The 22,283-nt window shown below is 45.1% G+C and carries 22 protein-coding genes; 9 read left to right on the forward strand and 13 right to left on the reverse strand.

Features of this window, described 5'->3' with window-relative positions; all coding sequences use genetic code 11:
• Positions 1-151 precede the first annotated feature (151 nt).
• Both ABMY42_RS19835 and ABMY42_RS19840 read right to left on the reverse strand, forming a co-directional pair.
• Complete coding sequence (locus ABMY42_RS19835) at positions 152-454, reverse strand: hypothetical protein (protein WP_230844664.1); 303 nt, start codon at positions 452-454, stop codon at positions 152-154.
• Between the two features lie 83 nt (positions 455-537).
• Positions 538-909: a nuclear transport factor 2 family protein gene (locus ABMY42_RS19840; RefSeq protein WP_009696409.1), complete on the reverse strand. Its 372-nt coding sequence runs from the start codon at positions 907-909 to the stop codon at positions 538-540.
• A gap of 117 nt (positions 910-1,026) precedes the next feature.
• Between ABMY42_RS19840 and ABMY42_RS19845 the strand changes: the two genes are divergently transcribed.
• On the forward strand, positions 1,027-1,893 hold the full coding sequence (locus ABMY42_RS19845) for a LysR family transcriptional regulator (protein ID WP_274886705.1): 867 nt from the start codon (positions 1,027-1,029) through the stop codon (positions 1,891-1,893).
• 152 nt (positions 1,894-2,045) lie between these two features.
• Positions 2,046-2,339: a hypothetical protein gene (locus ABMY42_RS19850; protein ID WP_005452495.1), complete on the forward strand. Its 294-nt coding sequence runs from the start codon at positions 2,046-2,048 to the stop codon at positions 2,337-2,339.
• A 51-nt stretch (positions 2,340-2,390) separates the two neighbouring features.
• Here ABMY42_RS19850 and ABMY42_RS19855 read toward each other — a convergent pair whose 3' ends face one another.
• The 3 genes from ABMY42_RS19855 to ABMY42_RS19865 form a co-directional block, all read right to left on the reverse strand.
• Positions 2,391-4,349: a monovalent cation:proton antiporter-2 (CPA2) family protein gene (locus tag ABMY42_RS19855; protein ID WP_256892501.1), complete on the reverse strand. Its 1,959-nt coding sequence runs from the start codon at positions 4,347-4,349 to the stop codon at positions 2,391-2,393.
• Positions 4,346-4,963, reverse strand: coding sequence for an NAD(P)H-dependent oxidoreductase (locus tag ABMY42_RS19860; RefSeq protein ID WP_005452493.1), 618 nt, complete (start codon positions 4,961-4,963; stop codon positions 4,346-4,348). Before ABMY42_RS19860 ends, ABMY42_RS19855 begins: the two co-directional genes overlap by 4 nt.
• Positions 4,964-5,160: 197 nt before the next feature.
• Entirely contained in the window at positions 5,161-5,952 is a 792-nt protein-coding gene (locus tag ABMY42_RS19865; protein WP_050936381.1) for a PhzF family phenazine biosynthesis protein, read from the reverse strand.
• A 192-nt stretch (positions 5,953-6,144) separates the two neighbouring features.
• On the opposite strand from ABMY42_RS19865, the gene ABMY42_RS19870 reads away from it, so the two are divergent.
• Complete coding sequence (locus ABMY42_RS19870) at positions 6,145-6,678, forward strand: YbhB/YbcL family Raf kinase inhibitor-like protein (protein ID WP_005452491.1); 534 nt, start codon at positions 6,145-6,147, stop codon at positions 6,676-6,678.
• Positions 6,679-6,709: 31 nt separating this feature from the next.
• The gene (locus ABMY42_RS19875; protein ID WP_017190784.1) at positions 6,710-7,492 is read left to right on the forward strand and encodes a helix-turn-helix transcriptional regulator; all 783 of its coding nucleotides are present in this window, start codon (positions 6,710-6,712) and stop codon (positions 7,490-7,492) included.
• A gap of 20 nt (positions 7,493-7,512) precedes the next feature.
• Here ABMY42_RS19875 and ABMY42_RS19880 read toward each other — a convergent pair whose 3' ends face one another.
• From ABMY42_RS19880 to ABMY42_RS19890, 3 genes are all read right to left on the reverse strand, one after another.
• On the reverse strand, positions 7,513-7,725 hold the full coding sequence (locus tag ABMY42_RS19880) for a hypothetical protein (RefSeq protein WP_005452486.1): 213 nt from the start codon (positions 7,723-7,725) through the stop codon (positions 7,513-7,515).
• 151 nt (positions 7,726-7,876) lie between these two features.
• On the reverse strand, positions 7,877-8,932 hold the full coding sequence (gene arsB / locus ABMY42_RS19885; RefSeq protein WP_005425129.1) for an ACR3 family arsenite efflux transporter: 1,056 nt from the start codon (positions 8,930-8,932) through the stop codon (positions 7,877-7,879).
• A gap of 85 nt (positions 8,933-9,017) precedes the next feature.
• Positions 9,018-9,359, reverse strand: coding sequence for a winged helix-turn-helix domain-containing protein (locus tag ABMY42_RS19890; protein WP_005452482.1), 342 nt, complete (start codon positions 9,357-9,359; stop codon positions 9,018-9,020).
• A gap of 269 nt (positions 9,360-9,628) precedes the next feature.
• Between ABMY42_RS19890 and ABMY42_RS19895 the strand changes: the two genes are divergently transcribed.
• Together ABMY42_RS19895 and ABMY42_RS19900 are read left to right on the forward strand one after the other, a co-directional pair.
• Positions 9,629-10,213: an NAD(P)H-dependent oxidoreductase gene (locus ABMY42_RS19895; protein WP_050932622.1), complete on the forward strand. Its 585-nt coding sequence runs from the start codon at positions 9,629-9,631 to the stop codon at positions 10,211-10,213.
• 154 nt (positions 10,214-10,367) lie between these two features.
• Complete coding sequence (locus tag ABMY42_RS19900) at positions 10,368-10,736, forward strand: helix-turn-helix domain-containing protein (RefSeq protein WP_017190783.1); 369 nt, start codon at positions 10,368-10,370, stop codon at positions 10,734-10,736.
• Between the two features lie 105 nt (positions 10,737-10,841).
• On the opposite strand, the gene ABMY42_RS19905 is transcribed toward ABMY42_RS19900, so the two are convergent.
• Together ABMY42_RS19905 and ABMY42_RS19910 are read right to left on the reverse strand one after the other, a co-directional pair.
• Complete coding sequence (locus tag ABMY42_RS19905; protein WP_009701413.1) at positions 10,842-11,381, reverse strand: redoxin domain-containing protein; 540 nt, start codon at positions 11,379-11,381, stop codon at positions 10,842-10,844.
• Between the two features lie 237 nt (positions 11,382-11,618).
• Positions 11,619-11,759 carry a hypothetical protein gene (locus tag ABMY42_RS19910; RefSeq protein WP_009696400.1) on the reverse strand — a complete coding sequence of 47 codons (141 nt, stop codon included), beginning with the start codon at positions 11,757-11,759 and terminating at the stop codon, positions 11,619-11,621.
• Between the two features lie 227 nt (positions 11,760-11,986).
• Here ABMY42_RS19910 and ABMY42_RS19915 point away from each other — a divergent pair, with 227 nt between their 5' ends.
• A complete protein-coding gene (locus ABMY42_RS19915) occupies positions 11,987-13,759 on the forward strand; it encodes an SgrR family transcriptional regulator (protein WP_349266697.1) in 1,773 nt (590 codons plus the stop codon).
• A gap of 246 nt (positions 13,760-14,005) precedes the next feature.
• Here ABMY42_RS19915 and manA read toward each other — a convergent pair whose 3' ends face one another.
• From manA to mngA, 3 genes are all read right to left on the reverse strand, one after another.
• Entirely contained in the window at positions 14,006-15,199 is a 1,194-nt protein-coding gene (gene manA / locus ABMY42_RS19920; protein ID WP_349266698.1) for a mannose-6-phosphate isomerase, class I, read from the reverse strand.
• 115 nt (positions 15,200-15,314) lie between these two features.
• The gene (gene mngB, locus ABMY42_RS19925; RefSeq protein WP_349266699.1) at positions 15,315-17,969 is read right to left on the reverse strand and encodes a mannosylglycerate hydrolase; all 2,655 of its coding nucleotides are present in this window, start codon (positions 17,967-17,969) and stop codon (positions 15,315-15,317) included.
• 421 nt (positions 17,970-18,390) lie between these two features.
• A complete protein-coding gene (gene mngA / locus ABMY42_RS19930) occupies positions 18,391-20,325 on the reverse strand; it encodes a PTS 2-O-a-mannosyl-D-glycerate transporter subunit IIABC (protein WP_045486799.1) in 1,935 nt (644 codons plus the stop codon).
• A gap of 313 nt (positions 20,326-20,638) precedes the next feature.
• Between mngA and ABMY42_RS19935 the strand changes: the two genes are divergently transcribed.
• Complete coding sequence (locus ABMY42_RS19935) at positions 20,639-21,358, forward strand: GntR family transcriptional regulator (protein ID WP_009702404.1); 720 nt, start codon at positions 20,639-20,641, stop codon at positions 21,356-21,358.
• A 478-nt stretch (positions 21,359-21,836) separates the two neighbouring features.
• Positions 21,837-22,280 (forward strand): PTS sugar transporter subunit IIA, encoded by a 444-nt coding sequence (locus tag ABMY42_RS19940; protein ID WP_005425097.1) that lies wholly within the window; start codon positions 21,837-21,839, stop codon positions 22,278-22,280.
• Positions 22,281-22,283: the final 3 nt, after the last annotated feature.

Raw genomic sequence — 22,283 nt, forward strand, 5'->3', positions numbered from 1 at the left:
AAAACAAAAATCCCCAAGTCATTCAGACTTGGGGATTTTTTATGTTTACCGGATGCACCTGTCAGGGATAAGGAAACAAAAAGAGCCCATTTAAATACAGCGAAATAGGCTCTTTGTTTCCGGAAGAATGTTCATAGTCGAGGCTTAATTACTATAAGACAATGACTAGGGGTTCTTCTGATTCTGCGATTGGCTCTCGCGTAGGATGTGAATATTCCGAGTTTTGAGTAAAGTCATCAGGACTGTTGCCATTTAAAGCGGCACACTCTTCGTCGGTAAGCCATCCAATAAACTCCGAATCTTGATCGAAGCACACTTCTTTGGGCGTAAACGCCGCAGACTGAAATGATAAAAGCATCAAAAGTGACGCAAAAAAGAGTTTTGACATGATTAAATATTCAACCAATTGTTTATTAATAGACGGATAATTATAATTATTGTGATGTTCGTTCACATTTTTCCGGCTGAAATGATATTGATTGGTTATTTTATTGTCAATGTAACTGAATAAATATTTGCGATAACTATCAATAACTTTTATCGTTCGCCAAGTACTTCGAACTCGTCATAGGTCAGACGAGAAAGACCGTCAGCTTGGATCTCCCATAGTTCTTTATGCACCACACCAAACGCTTTGTTCATCGTCCAATCGGACGTCAGAATGTAACCTTGTTCGCTATCTTGTTCCCATTTCGTGTTGGTGTAGTCCACGCTGTTAAAACCTTGGTCCATGATGTTTTGCCAGAATGCTTGAATTGCTTCACGACCTTCAAATGTACCAAAAGGTTTGGCAACCATGATTGCATCTTCGGCGTATTGTGCTGCGCATCCTGCAGCGTCCTGATTATTAAAAGCGATTTGCCATGCTGAAATGCCTGCTTGAGCGCGTTCTAAAACTGATTGAGTCATCCTGAAATTCCTGTGTTTGGTGTTTGTTTATGTGGCAATCATAGAGGTAGAATTGAATTAGAAAAACAAACGAATAAGAACAGAATGTTCTGATAAATAGAACAATGAGGAAAAGTGATGAATAAGCTGCGTTTGATGTCTCTATTCGTTCATATTGTAGAGTGTGGGTCGATCTCCAAAGCCGCAGAGAAGTTAGAACTTTCTAAATCTGTACTGAGCTCTGCACTCAAACAACTTGAGGGGGAGTTGGATACGTGTTTACTTAAACGCACGACCAGAAAGCAAACGTTGACACCCTCTGGTGAGCGCTTTTATCAGCAGTGCGCGCAAATGACGAAGCAAGCGGAAGAGGCGTGGCTAGAAGCAGCAGAGTTGAAGCAAACCCCAGTGGGAGTGATCACAGTGACGGCTCCCAACGCATTAATGCGCTCGATCGTATTACCTGCCTTAACGGCTGCTTTTGCCGATTACCCCGATGTGCATTTAAATTTGATCAGTGATGATAAACATGTCGATATCATTCAGCAGAATATTGACCTTGCAATCCGAGTTGGAGCGTCTGGTGATTCAAACATTAAACAGCGGAAAGTTGGGCAGTTTTGTGACGTATTGTGCCGCGCGAGAGGGGAGCAATCTGACATTGAAGATGCTTCTTATATCGCTCAACATTGGCAGGTCGAACCCATTGTTCATACGTTCTTTTTGGAGAAACAAGACCACCAAGTTCAATACCCAGTGAAGCATCGAGCGAACAGCGTGTTTGATGTGGTGAGTCTTTTAGAGATGGGATTGGGCTTTGGGGTTGTTCCTGATTTTATTCTGGACTCGAATCCACTCCTTGAACCAGTACCTAATGCACAAGCCTCAAAAGTGAATCCAATTTACGTATTACATCCTTACCATGCTCATGTGCCGATGTCTGTGACATTAGCGATTCAAGCAATTGAAGAACGTATTGAGCAAGTGATTACATGCAGAAGATAAGAGTTTGACTCCATCAAAATTGAGAATGTAAGGAGCATTAATCCGCTGCATTTTTATTCGGGATCAATCTTCATCATTATTTCACCCCACGTTCAAAATCCCTCGTCTACACTGTTTGATGAGTTGTCAGTTGGCAGACCAAGGAGGTAGCCATGATTGCAGTTCATCGAGAGTATTGTTTATCGAATAGCCCAGATTTACACGCCCATGTTGAAGTCAATCCCGTCGGCAAATTGGAAGTCGAAATTGTCGAACTTCAAGAACACCATACCACCGAGTTTGATGATCTTTCTTTTGAAAGCAGCGGTGCTCAAACTCGTATTTGTGGTAAAGAAGATACGGTCCCATGGCAGTTTAATCTTGCTAAGACCGATGCGTTAGAGCTTTCCCATTTAGTGGATGAAGCGAATGAAGAGTACGAGATCTTAATGAGTGATCTTATGTAACGCGGTTGTTTTTGGGGCAATAAAAAACCTCCCAGTGGGAGGTTTTCGCGTTTATTGAGCGTCTTCTTTTGGAAGGTGAAGTTCTTGAACATTTTCTTCGTTGAAGTCGTCCGCGTACCCTTTTGGTGGTGGTGTCCAACCACGTTCGGAACGCGAAAGCTTATCGTGACGATCCTTCTGCATCTCCTCAGCCATTTTTTCTTCTAGATGAATAAATAGCTGGCGGAAGTTATTGTCGTAACGTTCGCCTTCCGAATCATCTGCCCACGCTTCATAAAGCATGTCGGACTTACGATCTTCTACTCGTTTGTAAGTCGCTTTTTGTTGCTCAACGAAGAACGGATGAATCCCTAAAGACTTCATCACATGACCGCCCATTTCTAAAGCGGAGTGGTATGTTTCGGATTCAATGATGTCAGCACCCGCCTGTCGAAGCAGATAACCGTGACCACGGTCGAAAGCGCGCGCGATCACTTTCACTTTCGGATAGGTGTGCTTAACGTATTTGACCAATTCAACGCTCGCTTCTTGGTTATCTATGGCAACCACAAGTGCTGCTGCGTGCTCAATGCCTGCTGTGTGCAACATATCTGGGCGCATAGCATCACCAAAGTAAGCGCGTGTGCCGATTTGGCGCATGTTATCTACTTGGCTTGCTTGGTGGTCTAATACGACCGTTTGAACGCCGTTAGAAACCAACAAGCGATTGATGATCTGACCAAAACGACCGATGCCCGCAATGATGATTGTGCCTTGTTCTTCAATGGTGTCACTTTCACGCTCATTCGATTCACTCTCGAAGCGAGGAAGGATAACCTTGTCGAATAAGATAAATAAGCCGGGTGTTAGGAACATAGAGATCGCAACGACTAATGCCAGTGTTTGCGAAAGTTCGAACGGAATGACGTGGTTTTGAACTGAGAAGCTCAGCAATACGAAGCCAAATTCACCCGCTTGCGCCAAGCTCAAGGTAAATAACCAACGGTTGCTGCCTTTGATACGGAAGATAAAAGCAAGGATAAAGAGAATCGCCGCTTTCAGGACCATTACGCCAAGCGTCAAGCCGATGATCAAACCAAAGTCGCTGAACAGCACAGAGAAGTCGATGCCAGCACCGACGGTAATGAAAAACAGACCAAGCAAGAGCCCTTTGAATGGCTCAATGTTTGATTCTAACTCGTGGCGGAATTCACTGTTCGCCAATACTACGCCTGCTAGGAAAGTACCTAGAGCAGGGGAGAGACCGACTAAGCTCATTAACGCAGCGATACCGATCACTAGCATCAATGCTGTAGCGGTAAAGATTTCACGTAATCCCGAGCTTGCTACGTAGCGGAATAGTGGACGACTTAAAAAATGCCCACCAACGACTACGATAGCGATAGAAGCCGTAATGACCATGCCGTACGCCCAGCCAGGAAGTCCAGCAACTAAGCTGAGCTCTTCGTGATGCTCCGCCGCAGATTGCGCTGCAGACTGTGCCTGCTCCACAAGTTCAGGGAGTGCCAATAGTGGAATGAACGCCAACATTGGAATAACGGCAATATCTTGGAAAAGCAGTACCGAGAATGCGTTTTGACCCCCTTCGGTTTTGGTTAACCCTTTTTCGCTAAAGGTTTGCAAAACAATCGCCGTGGATGAAAGCGCAAAAATTAAACCGATCGCTAATGCAATCGTCCATGGCTGACCAAAGTAAAGCGCAATCGCCATGATCAGTGCTGCTGTACCACCAACTTGGAGTCCACCTAAGCCCATTAAGCGATTACGCATCGCCCAGAGCATTTTGGGTTCAAGCTCCAAACCAACGAGGAACAGCATCATCACTACGCCAAATTCAGCAAAGTGTTGAATTGTCGTTGTTTCTTCACCAACTAAACCAATGATTGGACCAATAACCACACCGGCGATGAGATACCCAAGCACCGAGCCTAAGCCTAAACGTTTTGCTAAAGGAACGGCTATGACGGCGGCAATAAGGTAAACAAAGGCTTGTAAGAATATCCCTGTCATGACGCTTCCTTAATTAGTTGTGGTAGTGCGCTATTAAGCTTGATAAGCGAAGCGGCGGCTTCAATATCTAGCGTGTCGCTAACTAACGCATTGAGCAGTGTTTTGTAGCGTTCAACATGCTGATCGATTCGGTTTTCTTCTTGTGCAGTACGAGAACCAAATAGCGCGAGTGGTGCGATGTAATTCATCCCCGTGAGTGCTGACATTTGCTCGATTGGAGCAAGTAGCTCTCGAATGGTGAAATGGTTATAACCTTCAGCTTTGTACGCTTCCTCTTTACCGCCAGCAGATAACACGCAGAGTAGGGTTTTGCCATGAAGCTCTGTGCCTTCAGAGCCATAAGCAAAGCCATATTCCAACACGAGATCTTGCCACTCTTTTAAAATGGCTGGTGTGGAGTACCAGTACAATGGGAATTGAAAGATCACCACATCGTGGTCACGCAATCGCTGCTGTTCGCGGTCAATGTTGATATTGAAGTGCGGGTATTCTGCGTAGAGATCGACACAGGTCACGCCTTCAACGGTATTAGCTGCTTTAAAAAGAGGAGCATTCACTTCAGAGCGATGCTGGGAAGGATGCGCAAAGAGAATGAGGACTTTTTTATTTATCATGAGGATCCTTGCTAAGCGTCTAAACTATTTTTGCTATAAGAATGAAAGACTTTTAATTGCTGTAACAAACTGTAACTCATAAACCTTATCCTATCTACTTTAGGGATAGAACATCGAAAAGTTTAAAATCACTTTCAACGAAATGAAGATAATCTTAATTCGCGAAAGTGATACTTTTTCTATATGCAGTAGAGCGATTACACGAAGATTTTTCCCTGCATGTAAAGCACACCATCGCCCGAGACTTTTACCTGCTCTGCTTTAACCTCACAATGAAGAATGCCTCCGCGTGTGGAAGCTTGATACGCCACGAGAGAGGTTTTTCCTAGTTCTTCTGCCCACAAAGGTGCCAAGCCGGCATGAATTGATCCAGTTACTGGATCTTCATCACCGCCGTTAGCTGGCCAAAAGTAGCGTGAAACGAAATCATGCTCTTCTCCTTTTGCTGTGACGACAACATCATAAGGAGCAAGTGTTTTAAGCTGTTCGGATTGATATTGAACCTCGAGTATTTCGTCTTGGTTTTCGAGCACTACAAAGTACGCTTGTGAGCTCAATAACACGCGCTCTACTTTGCAGCTTAAGCCTTCAATCAGTGCTTGTGGAATATCGGAAATAGGTTGAGGGATTCGTAAAGGGAAGGTCATTTCGATCTTACCCAATGCGTTTTTTTCTACGCTGAGTGTCCCCACTTCTAACGTATGAAACTCGATTTTTTCCTGTACGCCTAATTTCTCAAACAACACCAGTGAAGCGGCGAGAGTGGCGTGACCGCAGAAATCGATTTCTGTCATTGGCGAGAACCAGCGAATTTCATATTGGTTTTCACCGACAGACTTGAGAAAAGCAGTTTCAGACAGGTTATTTTCAGTAGCAATGCTCTGCATGAGGTCTGGGGTTAACCATTCTTTTAATGGGACGACTGCAGCAGAGTTACCTTTAAACTGAGTGTCAGTAAATGCGTCGACGATATAAATATCTAATTCCATCCGTTCTTCCTTGTTCATTGGTAATGAGCTAACCAGATCAGTCTGTACTCGGTGTCGAGAAGCATTTAAGTGGTGATTTAACTTAAAGTGTCAAAAAATGGCTTAAACTGATTTAGTGTGATACTTATTGAAAGGTTGCTATTTCTATTCGGGAATACACTAACTCCGAACTTAAGAAATAGGAACATTATCATGAAAGCAATGACTAAATCGGTATTGGCACTCAGTTTACTTACTATTGGTTCGGCTCAAGCGTTTGAGCTGTCGAGTAAAGATATTCAAGAAGGTCACCCAATGGCGAAGACTTTTGAATACAACAGTTGGGGATGTGATGGTGGAAACCATTCACCACAATTGATGTGGAAAGATGCACCGGCTGGTACAAAGAGCTTTGCTATCACGGCGTACGACCCAGATGCGCCAACAGGTAGTGGCTTTTGGCATTGGATTGCATTCAATATCCCGGCGTCGGTCAGTGAGTTACCTCGTGATGTTAATATTGCTAAATTGGGTGGTAAAGAATCTCGCATCGATTATGGAACGGTTGGTTTCGGTGGCGCATGCCCTCCAGAAGCTGACGGCATGCACCGTTACCAATTTACGGTTTGGGCACTGCCAACAGATAAACTGAATTTAGATGAAAATACACCAGCAGCTGTGGTTGGTTTCACACTGAATAGCATGGCGTTAGACAAAGCTAAGCTGACGGCGACTTACACCCGCTAAAGTGCAGCAGGAATTAGGGCGAGGGGAATCGATGAGCCACCAATATCAAGTCACGTTGTTTCGTGCAGAGCAGTTACAAAAACTGCGTAATGTGAGGATTCATTCCCCTAGTATTGTGCAGATCATCACGGGCAGTAAGCGTTTATTTTGGAAAGAGTCGGCACTGGATCTCTCTCATTCTGAATTACTGTTGTGTGAAGCCTCTGCATCGCTGAGCTTTGAGAACTTGCCACAGAAAGGAAAGTTCCTTTCGCGTATGTTCAGTTTCCACTGTTTGCCAACAGAGACCATGCTTGAACTTAGTATGAGCATTGGTGGAGAAGGCGAACAACCGACACTGTTGGCGGATAAAGCATTGGAAGATACGTTAAACGCCCTGTTTTCATTTGACCAGCAGTCGATGAGTCAAGAAACCCAGACCTTCTGGGTGATGGGGTTGTATCAACAACTCGCGGAACGAGGTGTTTTGCACCACTTGTTTGCCAGCGCTAATACCACATTCAGTCAAAAATTAAGCCGTTACTTATCACATTCACCTGGTGAAGAGCACTCACTAGAAGGGGTCGCTGAGCGCTTTGCAATGAGCCGAGCAACCATGATCAGAAAGCTCAAGCAAGAGGGAACGCAATACCGAGAAGTTCTCGCAGAAGTACGCTTAAATCATGCTCTGTATTTAATGCAAAACGGTCACTACAACGTTGCCATGTTGGCACAATTGTGTGGTTACCAATCCGAAGGACGCTTTAGCCAACGCTTCAAAGGGAAGTTTGGACTTACTCCAAGCGATTACATCAAAACGGTTGTTGTGAACTAAATCCGACGACAACATTCAGGTCACTTGAACCCCTGTTGCGGTGGGAGCGGGGTTAAATCGGTTGTAGCGAGTTCTGTTAAGAGTTGCTGAAGTAACTGTGCTGCGTGAACGTTCGCCCTGACTTTATCGGTGTCATTCAGCTTGCTGCTGTTTTCTTCATTCAAGTATTTAATCGTTTCTTGGGAAAGCTTGAGAACAGCATGCCACTTCAGTTTTTTATATTCTAAATTCATACCCAAACTCCTTTTGAATCTTCAATTTAGAACATTGTTTAACCCTCAAGTTAGCATATTAGAATTTGTTGAGCGCGTTATGCCTATTAACACAAACAAAAAACGCCTTTCACATTTATGAAAGGCGTTTTTGAGCGATGATTACGAGTTGTTATTTATAGTATTTCTGCTTCATTTTAAGCGCAACGTTCACCAGAGCAATCAATACGGGTACCTCGATAAGCGGACCAATTACACCTGCAAACGCTTGATCTGAGTTCAGACCGAATACTGCAATGGAAACTGCAATAGCAAGTTCGAAGTTGTTACCCGTTGCGGTGAAGGCAATTGATGCGTTCTTGTCGTAATCGATACCCATTTTCTTACCAACGAAGAAACTCACGAAGAACATCAATACGAAGTAGATTGCGAGCGGAATGGCCACTCGGAATACGTCCATTGGCAGTTCTAGAATCATTTCGCCTTTCAAGCTGAACATCAGCACGATCGTCGCCAGAAGGGCAATCAAAGTAATTGGTGAAATGCGCGGAATAAATACCTCGTTGTACCATTGTTCACCTTTTGCTGCGACCAGCCATTTACGGCTTAGGAAGCCTGCTAAAAATGGAATACCAAGGTAAATTAGCACGCTTTCAGCGATGTCCATCATTGAGATATCAACCACGAAACCTTCGTAACCAAAGACAGGTGGCAAGACAGTAATGAATAGCCATGCCATCACACTGTAAGTCACGATTTGGAATGCACTGTTCAACGCAACCAACGCTGCACCGTATTCTTTGTTACCGCCGCCAATGTCGTTCCACACCAATACCATCGCGATACAGCGAGCAAGACCGATAAGAATAATGCCGACCATGTACCCCGGATGATCACCTAGGAAAGTCAATGCAAGGATGAACATCAAAATAGGGCCGACAATCCAGTTCATGACCAAGGACAGCGTTATAGCTTTTTTGTCTTTAGTCACCGTGCCTAGTAGGTTGTAGTTCACTTTTGCGAGTGGTGGGTACATCATCAAAATCAAACCAATCGCTAACGGTACGTTTGTACTGCCAACAGACATTGACTCGTTCCACTCTGCAACTTGAGGGAATGCAGCGCCAATACCTACACCGATTGCCATTGCCACAAAAATCCAAACCGTTAGGTAACGGTCCAAGAAGCTCATTTTGTCGCTGGCACTATTTAAAACTTGAGTAGTCATAGTGTTCTCTTATTCGTTTATCGTCGAAAGGCGATATTTGAAGGTATAGTTTATCTTTGTGTGCCGTACCAGCACACAAAGACAATTAGTTAAATAGTTTGGAAAAATCTAGATTGAATTGATCAAACGCGTCGCGCTGAATGCGGTAGCAAACCTTAGGAGGATTTGGCTCTGCACTGATAAAGCCAGCCTGCTTAAGAATACGTAAATGCTCTGAAACGGTAGATTGTGCAAGACCAAGCTCAGAGACCAAATCACTGTTTAGGCAACCGCCCATGGTATCAAGCGTATGCAGAATATGAAGGATGCGCAAACGAGCGGGATGTGACAGCGCCTTAGCTTGAGCCGCTAACGCTTGTTCCTTCTCAAGTTGCTGCTGTGTGGTCTCAAAAGCTACGCCGCAAGTTGTGTTGCATTTATCACTCATTGACAAGCCTTAATAGTTAATCGTCGAATTGCGATAAAGTGTACGCCTGCTCTATGTAAGATGCAACAATTCAATGGAAATTTAATCGGGAAATCACGATAAAGAAAAAGTTTAAGAAATATTTCCTTCAAAAACAGAGTTATAAGAAAAATCTTAGCAGGTTGCTAAAAGTTAACTAATTGCATTGTGGCTCTAGGTTACCATAATAAACCACATGAGGCGCACCACGGTTATCGCGTCATCTTGTGAACTTATTTAAAGGTAATCCCATGAGCAATGTACTGATCATCAATGCACACGAGCCATCTCCATACTCTGAAGGTCGTCTAAACGCTTCTCTTGTCGACAAAGCACAGGCGCTTCTACAAGCAAAAGACCATGAGGTTCGCGTTGTGACAATGCAAGATGAAATCAACGTAGAGGAGCAACTCGCGCACTTTGAATGGGCTGATCGAGTGATCATCCAAAGCCCAATAAACTGGATGTCTGTGCCTTGGTCATTCAAAAAATACATGGATGACGTGTTTACTGCTGGCATGGGGGGCGCGCTATGTGCTTTCGATGGACGTAGTGCAGAGGACCCAAAGAAAAACTACGGTACGGGTGGTACTCAAACAAACAGCAAATACATGCTGTCACTGACATTCAATGCACCAAAAGAATCGTTTGATGATGAGAACGAATACTTATTTCAAGGTAAAAGTGTGGACGATTTAATGCTTCATATGCACGCTAACTTCCGCTTCTTTGGTATGGGTGCACTACCGACTTTTGCTTGCTATGACGTAATGAAGAATGGCGACATTGAAAATGATTTTGCTCGTTTCGAAGCGCATATAAACGAAAACTTCTAATTATCCTAGAGTAATCGATGAATTAAGGTGGACTGCTGTATGCGGTCCATTTTTATTTGTTTGCGGCGAGGGAATGTTTTTATTACTCTAAAGCACGAAATGTAACTAACGTACTTTTCGTTACCTAGATTAGGTGCGTATCTTGAGGTGAATCGTGGAAAGTAGAATCAGTGTGGATAACAAAGGTCGCAAGTCTGTGGCGAATGTGTGCTCAGAGCCGTGTGCTATTGAAAAAGGGATGCGCTTAATTGGTGGCAAATGGAAAGGTTCTCTGATTTATCACTTGAAAGATGGTCCAGTTCGTTTCAATGATTTAGCGCGAATGCTTGGCGGCGCCAGTAAGAAGATGATTGACCAACGTTTAAAAGAGTTGGAAGCCGAAGGCATGGTAGTACGCCAAGTTATCAGTGACCGCCCAATAGCAGTCAGTTACGAGCTGACCGAATTTGGGCGTACGGCACTTAAGATCCTTGATGATTTGCGAATTTGGTCTGAAACACACCAAATTGAGTTACGAAAGTAATAGCCGAATAGTGGTTTAGCACTACGAATTCACCGTTTAAGCCAATAAAAATGCCAGCGTATTGCTGGCATTTTTTATGTCTGATTGTTGTCTAGCGAGAGGTGTTTAGTAATCTAACGTACCTCGGATAGGGTAGTTATTATCTGGATTACGGATCCAAGCTAAACCACGTGATAACGCCCCAAGTTCTGGTCGAACAAACGGGTTGTTTGAGATATCGACGACATGCAAGTTGCCATGTTCATTCACCACAAACAAACCGGGTTCTGCGAAATTGTGGTCGGTCTCTTGTTCTGAACGCGGTATGGAAATGTACAGACCCAACGTTTTCATTTGCTCTTCGGTGAGTCCGTAAGCAATAGGGAAGCTGATTTCGAGTTTCTCTAGGTGTCCTTCTAGCTGCTCTTTTGAATCGCCTGAAACTGCAAGAATATCAACGCCCGCTTCCGCGAAAGCTTGTTTGTATCCCTCTAACTCGTTGAGGTATTTGGTACACAGAGGACAGTGCTTACCACGATAAACGAATACAGCTTGCCAAGTCGCATCACCTTGCGGCTGACCTAATGTCACGCTTGAACCATCTAGCAAAGTTGCTTGAAGAGAAGGGAAATTGTCGCCCGCTTTAAGTTTTACTGAAGTTGCCATATTGACTCCTGAATCGGTCATTATCCATGAACCTCCTTTCTCAATAGCAGCTATTGGGTTGGAGATTTAAGCTTCAATGTAGACCCTGTTTCGAAGCATTTCAACTAGTTAACTTTTAGTAACCTAGTCGGAAATGGCAAGAATAAAAGATGGGAAAAGAAAAAGCAGAACTTAAAGATACAACAAAGTGGGGGTGTGGTATCAGGAGCTAAGTTCTGCTTGGTGTTGTTCTTTCCGTTATGACCAATTAAACAATTCGATCATGTAAGTCAGAGCTAAAACTTCAAGTTTGTTTTCTGATTGCGCTACGCGCTTTTGGAAATAAGCTGCCATGGTAGGCAACGTTTCAGTCGATTGAGTTGTGCTTCTACATCGCATGACATTTCCTCCTTGTTGCTGATGGATTCAGTATGCAAAGAAAAGAGGAGCTGAAAAAGAGAGTAGATTTCTGGTGTTTATTCCTAATTAGGTGCGGGAAGTGCGCTAAATCACCAATTTTTATTATCAGGGGAGCAAAAAGAGGAACAAAGTGATGGGAAGTTTTCTTATTTTCTACGGATGAAGTTGAGTAAAATAAACTTATACCCACTTATTGAGGGCGCTCGGTGTCTGATCTCAACTTGTTTCGTTATTACCAACGGCTTACTCCACTTGGCATTGGTGGTGAAGTCAAAACCACATTGCAGGAAGTTGCTGACTTGCTGTTTACTTCTCCTCGCCATGCACGCAGCTTGCTGTCTCAAATGCAGGAGCAAGAATGGTTGAGTTGGCAACCAAAAGCAGGGCGAAATCAACGTTCGACGCTTCTGTTAAATATTGAGCTGAGCGCACTAAAGGAAGGTCTCGCATTGGAGCGGATCAAACGAGGGAAATATGAAAAAGCGCTAACGATCCTTGATGAAGACGAGGCGGCATTTGGTCGACTACTCAAGACCACATCGGGTGCATCCGTTCAAGAAGGTCGACTCAATATTCAGCTCACTTATAAACGCATGTTTGAACGTATTGTCCCGCACCAATTGCACCGCAGCAGTGAACGCTTTTTCTTGCGCCAAATTTATTGCTGCTTGGTATCGAGTGACTACTACGGTGTGGTGAAGCCAGAGCTGGCACACCATTGGCGATATGATGAGAAAAGCTATGAGTGGACGTTTTATCTTCGTCCGGGGCTAACATTCCACAATGGCACACCGATAAATGCCGATACAGTCGTTAGTCTTTTTGCCAAACTCAGTTCACTCGAACTGTATGAAAAAGAACTTGCCCATGTGGCAAACATTACTGCGCCAAATCCTCTAAAAGTGGTCTTTACCCTTAGTAAGCCAGACTTGGGGTTTGCAGGGCTAATCTCTGGTGTAAAATATGGCATTCAACCTGTTAGCCAAGTCAACGTTGCCAACAACAACTTGGTCGTTGGTAGTGGTCCGTTCTCTGTGATTGAGCACAGTACTCATCGGTTAAAGCTGCAGGCGTTCGATGGTTATTACGCATGTCGAGTACTGACTGATATGGTGACGATCTGGATCGTCAATGACGAGAAGATGGAAAACCCATCCTTAGCCGCAAATCCCCCTCAAAAGCAGGTGGAAAAAGTCAGAGATGAGCTTTCTGAGAGCATGTGTGGGCATTATATGTCGACCCAAGATGCAGAGTCTGCACCTGCAAGCCAACATAGTCGCACAGAGGATGGATGTTTGTTCGCTCTGTTTAATCAGCATGCTAGGCATCCGCTCTCTCAGAGTCAACGTCGCTATATTGCCGAGTTAATCCAACCGGAGCGACTTACGGAGGTCATGCGCAAAGAAAATATTGTGTTTGGAAGCGTGCCTGCTTACAACTTGCTACCAAACTGGAAGCCTGTATTACGTCCGTTTGGTGAAGAGAGCAAACTACCAAAAAACATCACCATTGCCGGCTATAACTATACGGCATTGCGTCGATGCGCGCGTGCAATCGCGAGTCGTTTAGAGGGAACGGGAAGTAAGGTTGATATCGTCATGTACACCTACCGAGAGTTAAGTGAAAAAGCTCGAAATGGTACCCTTGATGAGACGTTAGTGATCACCAATATCAACTTGGATGACAATCGCCACGCTTCGGCGTTTACTAACTTTTTCAGCAACGTCGTATTACATCACACCTTGGGAGAAGAGAATGCCGAATGGTTGAATGAGCAACTAGAGAATGTACGTGGCTATACGGCGTTAGAGGATTATCTCAAAGCGTTAGAGCCGATCGCCTCAACACTGGTCAGTGAGTATTGGATAGCGCCTATGTTCCATCATACGCAAACTTTACGCTTTCAAGGTGTTCTAGAAGACGTTGCCCTAACCAACTGGGGCTGGCCGGATATTCGCTCGGTGTGGTCGGCAGATTAAAGTAAAAAAATCCCACCAATGTGCTTCGCTCGACACTGGTGGGTATGGTCAAAAGTCTTGGTGATGGAGTGGACCATGAATATTAACGGTAACGGTCTGCTCGTCTTCGAAAAGCGTCATCGAAGTGGAGCGTGACAAGGTGGTTATTGCTGACCACTGACAAAATCAGCGCAAACCTAGGTTAGGAGCGTGCTTACTGGATAACAGAAAGCTGCTATCCAATAAGCTGTCAGTTCATTTTGCCAATCAGTTAAAGGCGCGAGCTAAGGTGCCCTGACCTTGGCAAACGTATTTCACTGAGTTGCTGCAGACGAATACCGATTCACCCGCTTTCAAAGTGATGTGATCGTCTTGGCTAGAAACCGAGATTTCCCCTTCGATACAAAACAAAATCTCTGCGCTACGTACGAATTGAGTCGTTGCAGTGCCTTCAACTGCCATCACTTCAAAACCGAAATCATCCACCGGAATTGGGTAACTAAGCTTACCTTGTTTATGTACTGGCGCGAGCTTGATCTGCTCTGGGTCAATCGCGTTGAAGATGGTGTTGTCGATAAGCTCAGGAACGTCGATGTACTTCGGAGTTAAGCCAGCGCGCAACACGTTGTCTGAGTTCGCCATGATCTCCAAACCTGTCCCTTGAACGTATGCGTGTGGCGTTTCAGCATGGAGGAACATTGCTTCGCCCGGAGCCAGTTCAATCGTGTTCAACATCAATGGCGAAAACAGACCAATATCGTCCGCGTAATGCTGACGGAAGTCCTGAATATAACCGTAAGCTTCTCGTGCCATGGCGGTTTTCGCAGGGCGCTCTAGGCTTGCGTATAGCTCATTCAAAGCCTGCTGTTTGCCTTCGCCTTCTAACGACATAATTGCTGAGAAGAACACTTTAAGGCCTTCACTGTTTGGTGTCGCTTTCAGTGCGTTGATTTCTGTCTCTAGAGCAGAGATGTTCGCTTGTTCAAACAGAGATAAGATCTGCTCAATTGGGCGGAAACCGTTCATCGCTTTGTAAAATGTCAGCGCATAAACCAACTCCGGTTTATGGTTTGGATCTTTGTAGTTACGGTTTGCAGCATTAAGCGGGATACCTTGTTCGTTTTCACGAGCAAAGCCAATTTCCGCTTTGTGCTTACTAGGGTGTACTTGGATAGACAGCGGTGTTTCAGCGGCAAGTACTTTAAATAGGAACGGTAGCTCACCAAAACGTGCAGCGGTGTAATCACCCAGCGATTGCGTTTTGTTTTGGTTGATGACTTCTGACAGCAGTTGTTTGGTGTCAGCAAGCTTTGAACAACCGTTTGGATGAGCACCCATCCAGATTTCCGCTTGTGGCTCGTTCGCCGGATTGTCGATGCCGAATAAATCATGAATCGAGGTGTGGCTGCCCCAAGCGTAGTTTTGAATCACATTGTCCAGTTTGAATAGAGCGTGTTGCATGGCGATATTCTCTTGATTGGAACGAAAGAAGAGGAGAGGCTTGCTCCACGATGAGAGCAAGCCTGAGTCGGTTTGGACGGGTTATCTAGTTGATGACCTTATCCTGAGAACCGGATTAGAACTTCACTTGGAAAGACTTAACCTGACACGGTTTCAGAGTACCGAACGATGCTGTGTCCACTTCGTTTGATAGCACTTTCTCGTCTAGCTGTGTTTCTTTCCATGACGTTACTTCTGAAGTAAATGCCACGGTGTCGTTAATCACTTCGCTCTCTGAAGGGTTGTAGACGCGTAGGATGAGTGCATCCTCGTCTTCCGCTTTCTTCAGTACGCTCAGTACCGCACCTTCTAGCGATTTGTTTAGCAAGCTGTGCGTTAGCGGTAGGTTTTGCTCGCCTACGTTCAGCTTCATCGCGTTGTAAGGGATCTTGTTGTAGCATTGGATTGGAGTCACGTTGTCACGCGCTGCCGCCATTACGTTTGCTTCGATGTGGTTGCCCGCGAAACCGAATAGTGCGAACTCACAAACGATCTTGCCGCGTACTTGTGAATCTGGCGTCGGGATCTTGATACCAGATGGACGACCCGGACGAAGCAACAACTCTTCTTTACCCAACACGCCGATACCACGCAGAAGGGTTAGGGCGAATGTGTCACGCTCTTCATTGCCTTGGCTTGAAATTACTTCAAACTCACGCAGACCGTTGCTCATCAGCGCCATACCACCTTGTGCGTTCTCAACCGCAGCAAAGTTCATTAGCTGGTAAACTGGCACTGGTGCTTCTTTCCAGCCGTCTGCTTCCCAGTTCGCCATTTCTGGATCGTTCGTTGGGCGAGTGATCAAACCGAACTGGTTGTCCGCTACTACGGTCTCAGACACAAACGGCGTTGGCACCAATACGCGAACGCGGTGGTCGTCAGCTTGGTTGTCCAGCTCCATGCGAACTTCAATACGGCGTGTACCTTGTTTTAGAACCACTTGGCAGTTCACGTCTAGGTAACCGTTTTGACCTGTGCGCTCTTCACGTTGTTGTAGGTTCTCTGGCAAGTTCATGCGCAGCTTGATGGTTGCCACAGATTGGAAACCTTCGTGCTTCACATTCACTTCTGCATCGAATTCGTCTGAGTACAGTAGCCACTCTTTACGAGAAGGTGAGTAGTCGTATTCATCACCATCGTCAGAGCCGTCTTCAATGCGCAGCGCTTGTTCGTAAAGGTGCTCTGTTTCTTTGTCGAAGATGTTCAGAGTGCCGTTTGCGTTGACGTTGATGCGGTAGAATTCGTTCTCTAGCAGGCTATTTTCATATGAGAAAGCTTTCTGCTCAGCCACTTTTTGCGTGCCTTTCTCATTCGCTTGAATGTGTAGGGTAGTGAAGCCCATCGCTGGCACAGTGTGTTTGATTTGAATGTCGTATTCGATGAACGGGTCGTAGTTACCGTAGTGAACGATTTGACGGTCAATCTTACCTGGGTCGATCACGCGTTGATCTTGGATGAAGTACTCAACTGGCGTGCCGTTTTCATCAAACAGGTTGAACTGTTCTGCACGGATAGTGATGGTGGTGTTTACCACTTCTTCACGAGCGTATGGCGATAGGTTGAATAGTGCTAGCTTGTCGCAACCTTTGCGTGCAGGCATGTGGTCAACAATCTTACGTTTGTAGAAGTTGATCAGGTTGGTCGCCATGTCGTCCGCAAGGATGTAACGGTTCAAGATCTCTGCGTGTACTTTGTCTGAACAGCAGCAGCCAATCGAGTCGTGAGCGTGGTTCTTCATGCTCTCTTTCCACATCTTCTCGATTAGACCGTGGTGGTATTCGAAACCTAGTGTCCATGCGATAGACGCTAGTGGCTCAAGAATGTTTACGATCTTGTTTTCTACTTCTGCGTGGATCAGTTTGATGTCCATACGCGTTGAAGAAATAGTACGGTGAACACGCATGTATTTACCGTCGTTGAACTCGCCTTTGATGGTATCAAGCTGATCGCGCTCGGCTTCAATACGCTCGAACACTTCTTCAAAGCGGCTCATTTTGAATTCTTTGTCTGGGTAGATTTCACGTAGCTTATCCATCACCTCGAAGATGTCTTTTTGGATAGGCATTTGGTCGTGACCGTTTGGTAGTAAGATGTCTTTGGTTACCGACGGTTTTTCTAGCACTGGGAAGTACTTATCTAGACGTGCGCGCAGACCTTCTTCGTCTTGCGGTAGGTATTTACCAATCGCGTAGCCCAGTGGCAGTACTTGCGCAGAGACTTCGCTGCCATCGTTTGATTGCCACAAGAATTCGGTTTTATCTGTACCGTGACGCTCTGAACAACCACGCCAGAACATCGCGCGATTGATACCGAAACCGTTGTAGATAGCTGGTAGCTGAGAGCTCATAGAGAATGAATCTGGCAGGTAACCAATCTTCATTGGCTCGCCTAGCGCTAGACAGTCGCGCAATCCGTAAAGCATGTTACGTACGATAGATTCGCCAGATACTTGCATCGTATCCGTTTGAGAGTACCAAGGACCAACAATCAGTTTGCCTGCTTGTACTAGCTCACGTACGCGCTCTTTGTTCTCTGGTTTGATTGCGAAGTAATCTTCCAGAACTGCGGTTTGACCGTCTAGAACGTAGTATTTGTAGTCTGGATCGTTTTCCAGACGAGTCATGATTTCTTCCATGTTGTTCACTAGCAGAATGCGAGACTCTTCTGTAGTGAAGTACCATTCACGATCCCAGTGCATGTGAGGAGTAATATGAACGCGAGATGTAGTCATAACTTTTACCGTCTTAGGCAATAATTGCCGTTAATTTGTTTTAAATTTGATTGTTTTCTATTCGTTTTTGCGGCGTTTATGTTTGCCGACGAATATTTAGGGCGCAGAAATCCCACGCCCAAAGTTTGTGTTGAGCGAATCTATATACCCAAGTGATTTCAAACTGCAGGATTCAGAGCGTTGTCATTGATTCGAGTTCAAGGAAAACAATGCAGTGTAATAGCTCTCTATTTCCAAATTGTTTGAAGCAGAAATCGGGTCAATGACACGCTCCCAAAGGGCGAGTTGCCTTGGCATGTATACTTTGTTGCCGATTTTTGATTTAGACCCACTAGACCTTCAAATCGCCGCCGCGTCTACAAACCAAGTCATTCTCGCTGAACCAAGCAGCTTGAAGTTACTTGGGTATAAATAATTCGGGTTATGGCTGAGCAGCAGCCTCAGTGACAAATTTGCCCTTTTTTACTGCGTGTGCTCGCCACATGATGAGAGTGATGGTCGAGATAGTTGCACCAATCAGCGCAGCGCCAAACCAGATTGCCGCAGCCGTGAATGCGCCTAGACCTGCATCGTGTAGTAGGAAGATTGAGAAGATACCTGCACCTGGAGTCGATAGACCTACGCCAGCAGCACCTACCATTGCGCCTGTTACGACAGAGCCAAGTAGGAACGAGCCAATAACGCGGATTGGATCTTCGATAGCCATTGGAATCGCACCTTCAGTGATGCCCGCTAGACCAAGCAACCAAGTTGATTTACCCGTCTCGATTTCAAAATCTTTAAACAGGCGAGGTGCAAGCATGGTTGAAGCCGTTACCGTGAACGCAGAGACCATTTTCACCGAACCGAAGATAGCGTATGGGCCGTAAACGCCGTTCGCCATTGCACCCAGACAGAATGCGTAAGCGGCTTTGTTTACTGGACCACCAAGATCGAACGATACGAATAAACCAATTACTGCGCCTAGAAGTAGGGCGTTGGTGCCAGACATGCCGTTTAGCCAGTCCGTCAAACCTTGGTTTAGCCAAGCAACAGGTTTACCGATAACGAACAGCATCAATGAACCAGCAACCAAAGTACCGATAACCGGGTATAGGTAGAAGGTTAGGAAGCCGTTGAACGCAGGGTTTAGACGTACGTTTTCTTTTACCCAACGCATGACGTAACCAGCAATCAAACCGCCGACAACACCACCAAGGAAGCCAGAGCCGATAAGGTTCGCGGCGATACCTGCGGCAAAGCCTGGACCAAGCGCTGGTTTATCTGCCAATGAGTAAGCGGTGTATGCCGCCAGTACAGGAACCATCAATGTACCCAGTAGACCACCACCTAGCTTGCGGTACATCCACAGCCAAGAGCCTTCTTCTGCATACAAATCTTGTAGGTTGAACATTTGTGCCAATAGCACGGCAACAGCAAGTACGGTACCGCCAGCGACGATAAGAGGAACGGCGTAAGAGATACCTGATAGCAGTGCTTGTTTCAGTTCAGTCTTAAGCGGTAGCTTCTTCGGTTTGTCATTGGTTGCAACCGCAGCGCCTGCGCTTCGACCTGCTTTACCTGCTTCAATCGCTTCGTTAAGAATGCGCTCAGAGTGTTTGATTGGCTCCGCAACTGGCACTTCTACACGAGGAATGCCTTCAAAACGTTCAAGTTCTTTGATCGCCACTTCTGCCGCGAAAACGACTGCCGTTGCACTGTTTAGCTGTTCGGCAGTCAGACGATCTTCAATACCGTTCGCACCTTGCTTTTCAACATGCACGTTGTAACCCAGCTTCTTACCTGTCTTCTCTAGGTATTCTGCTGCCATGTAGGTGTGGGCAATACCCGCAGGGCAAGCCGTCACACAAACGATGGTAGGTGCATTTGTATCTAATTGGTCTTGTTTTTCTTCTTGCTCTGTTTGACCATCAAGCAAAGCGAAAATTTGTTCTACATTTGTAGCGTTTAGCACTGCCTCACGAACATCGTCATCCACTAGGGTTGTGGTCAGTTCGGTCAACAGGTGCATGTGTGTTGAACCTGCTTCCGCATTTGGAATTGCGATTAAGAAGATCAGGTTTACGTCTTCGTCTTCATCCAGACCTTGCCACTTTAAGTCTTGCTTTAGTGTGGCTACGGCAAATGCCGCCTCTTTTACTGCATCTGTCTTACCGTGCGGTACTGCTAAGCCTTCGCCTAGCGCCGTCGGACCTTGCTCTTCGCGAGCAAACACTGCTTGTAGGTATTCTTCCTTGTTATGCAGTTTGCCTTCCTGGTTTAGCTGGTCGGCAAGTGCACGAATCGCTGCGTCACGACTTTCAAACGTCGTTTGTAGGTTTATCAGCGATGGGTTTGTAAGAGAGGTTAATTTCATAACTTTTGTCCCATTGTCACATTCGACATTGTTGTGCATTCAACAATGATGTGAATAATACCTTTTAAATACAAATGATCCGTGATCAGGATCGCAGTTGAATTAAAATATGTATTATTTTTGTATTGTTTTGGCTTGTTTTTGTATGTCGATATGCGAACAAGTGCTTGTCATGTTGACCTGAATTCGTATTATAGAGCCTATAAACCAAGTCTTTCTTGCAATGATAGTTCACTCTGGTGTGTTCGGTTCTTGAGTTGTCTCAAACAAGCTCACTTGAACGATCATTTGTATTGTTTTTATAGAGGTAAACATGGCAAGACTGCCAATGTATCGCCAGATTGCAGATGCGATTCGTGAAAAGATCAGCGATGGCGAATACGAAGTAGGAACCGCTCTTCCTACCGAAGCCCAGTTACGCGAGGAATTCTCTTGTAGCCGAGTCACGGTTCGCCAAGCGTTAAAATTGCTGATTGAAAATGGTGAACTGGAAAGCGTGCAGGGTAGTGGTACCTATGTGAAAGAGAACAAGGTTAACTACGATATTTACCAGCAGACCAGCTTTGCAGAGAAGTGGGCACATTTAAATGCGGTGACGCACAGTGACGTGGTTGCGTTCGAGATCACCAAAGCATCGTTAACTATGGCTGAAGCTCTGAACATTAATGAGGACGACAAAATCTTTTACGTGAAGCGTGTTCGTTATCTTGATAACAACCCAATTACAGTAGAAGAAACCTGGCTACCAACAGAGATGTTCCCTGATCTCACCTACCAAGTGATGCAAGGCTCTAAGTATCACTTTATCGAGAAAGAGAAGGGCATGGTGATTGATCGCAGCGAACAAGAAATCATCCCGGTATTGCCGCCGCAAGACATTGCAGACTTGTTAGACATCGACCCAGCACAACCGATCATTGAGAAGCGCACACGTGGTTTCTTACAAGGTGATGTGGTGTTTGAATACAGCCGCAACTATTTTAAATCGACCGACTATAAGTTTACGCTGGTGGCGAAACGTCATAAGTCGTAAGTGCGATACAACTCACTTCTTCTCAAACCCGCCACTCGGCGGGTTTTCTGTATCTGCTATTCACTATCTACTTGCTATTCATTATTTGCTGAAACTAAGCAACGTTTCGATTTCTTTTCGCAAACAAGTGTGATGATTGTCCCTGTTCGAAACGTGTTGGCACCGAATCAGTGGAAAATGAAGTTTGAATTTAATCACGATAAATAGTGAGTCAAGAGTCGTAATGTGATCAAGGTATGTTATTGGTAAATTTTAGAAATGTTTGGATTGGTGCGTGGGTTCAAACTATGCCTATTGACATGTTGCTTAAAGAAAATTTGTTGCTAATTTTCTTTGTCTATTTTTGAACTACGTTGATTAAAACAAATTGACAGCTATTTAATTGTGATTTGTTGCACAAAAGGAGCGTGGTTGCGTGGTTTAGCTACTCTTATTGATAATTAACCCATCGAAACCGAACTGTTGATAGGGTTTAAAAATGCTGTATGAATTAATCGACCACGAACTAGTAGATGTTATTAATGACCGCGCTTACCAATGGCAAGACGCAGTTAAAAAGACAACGCAATACCTAGAAGACAAAGGTTACGTTTCTCAGCAATACGCGGATGCCATCATCCAATCGACCGAAGAAAATGGTCCTTACTATGTGTTGTGCCCAGGACTGGCAATGCCACATGCTCGTCCAGAAACCGGTGTGCTAAAAACGGGCTTGGGCATTCATATCTTCCCTTCACCAGTTGATTTTGGTTCGGACCTTGGTCCTGCCAATATTCTTATTACCCTAGCTGCAAAAGACTCTGATACCCACATTGAGGTGATTCAAGCGTTAAGCGAGATGTTTGTGGACGAAGAGAACATTGCAAAGCTGGCACAAGCCTCATCTAAGGAGCAAGTGCTAGACATAATAAAAGCATACTAAAAA

The organism is Vibrio sp. SSH13-20 (genome assembly GCF_040104475.1).
In the GTDB taxonomy this organism is placed as follows: Bacteria; Pseudomonadota; Gammaproteobacteria; order Enterobacterales; family Vibrionaceae; genus Vibrio; species Vibrio harveyi.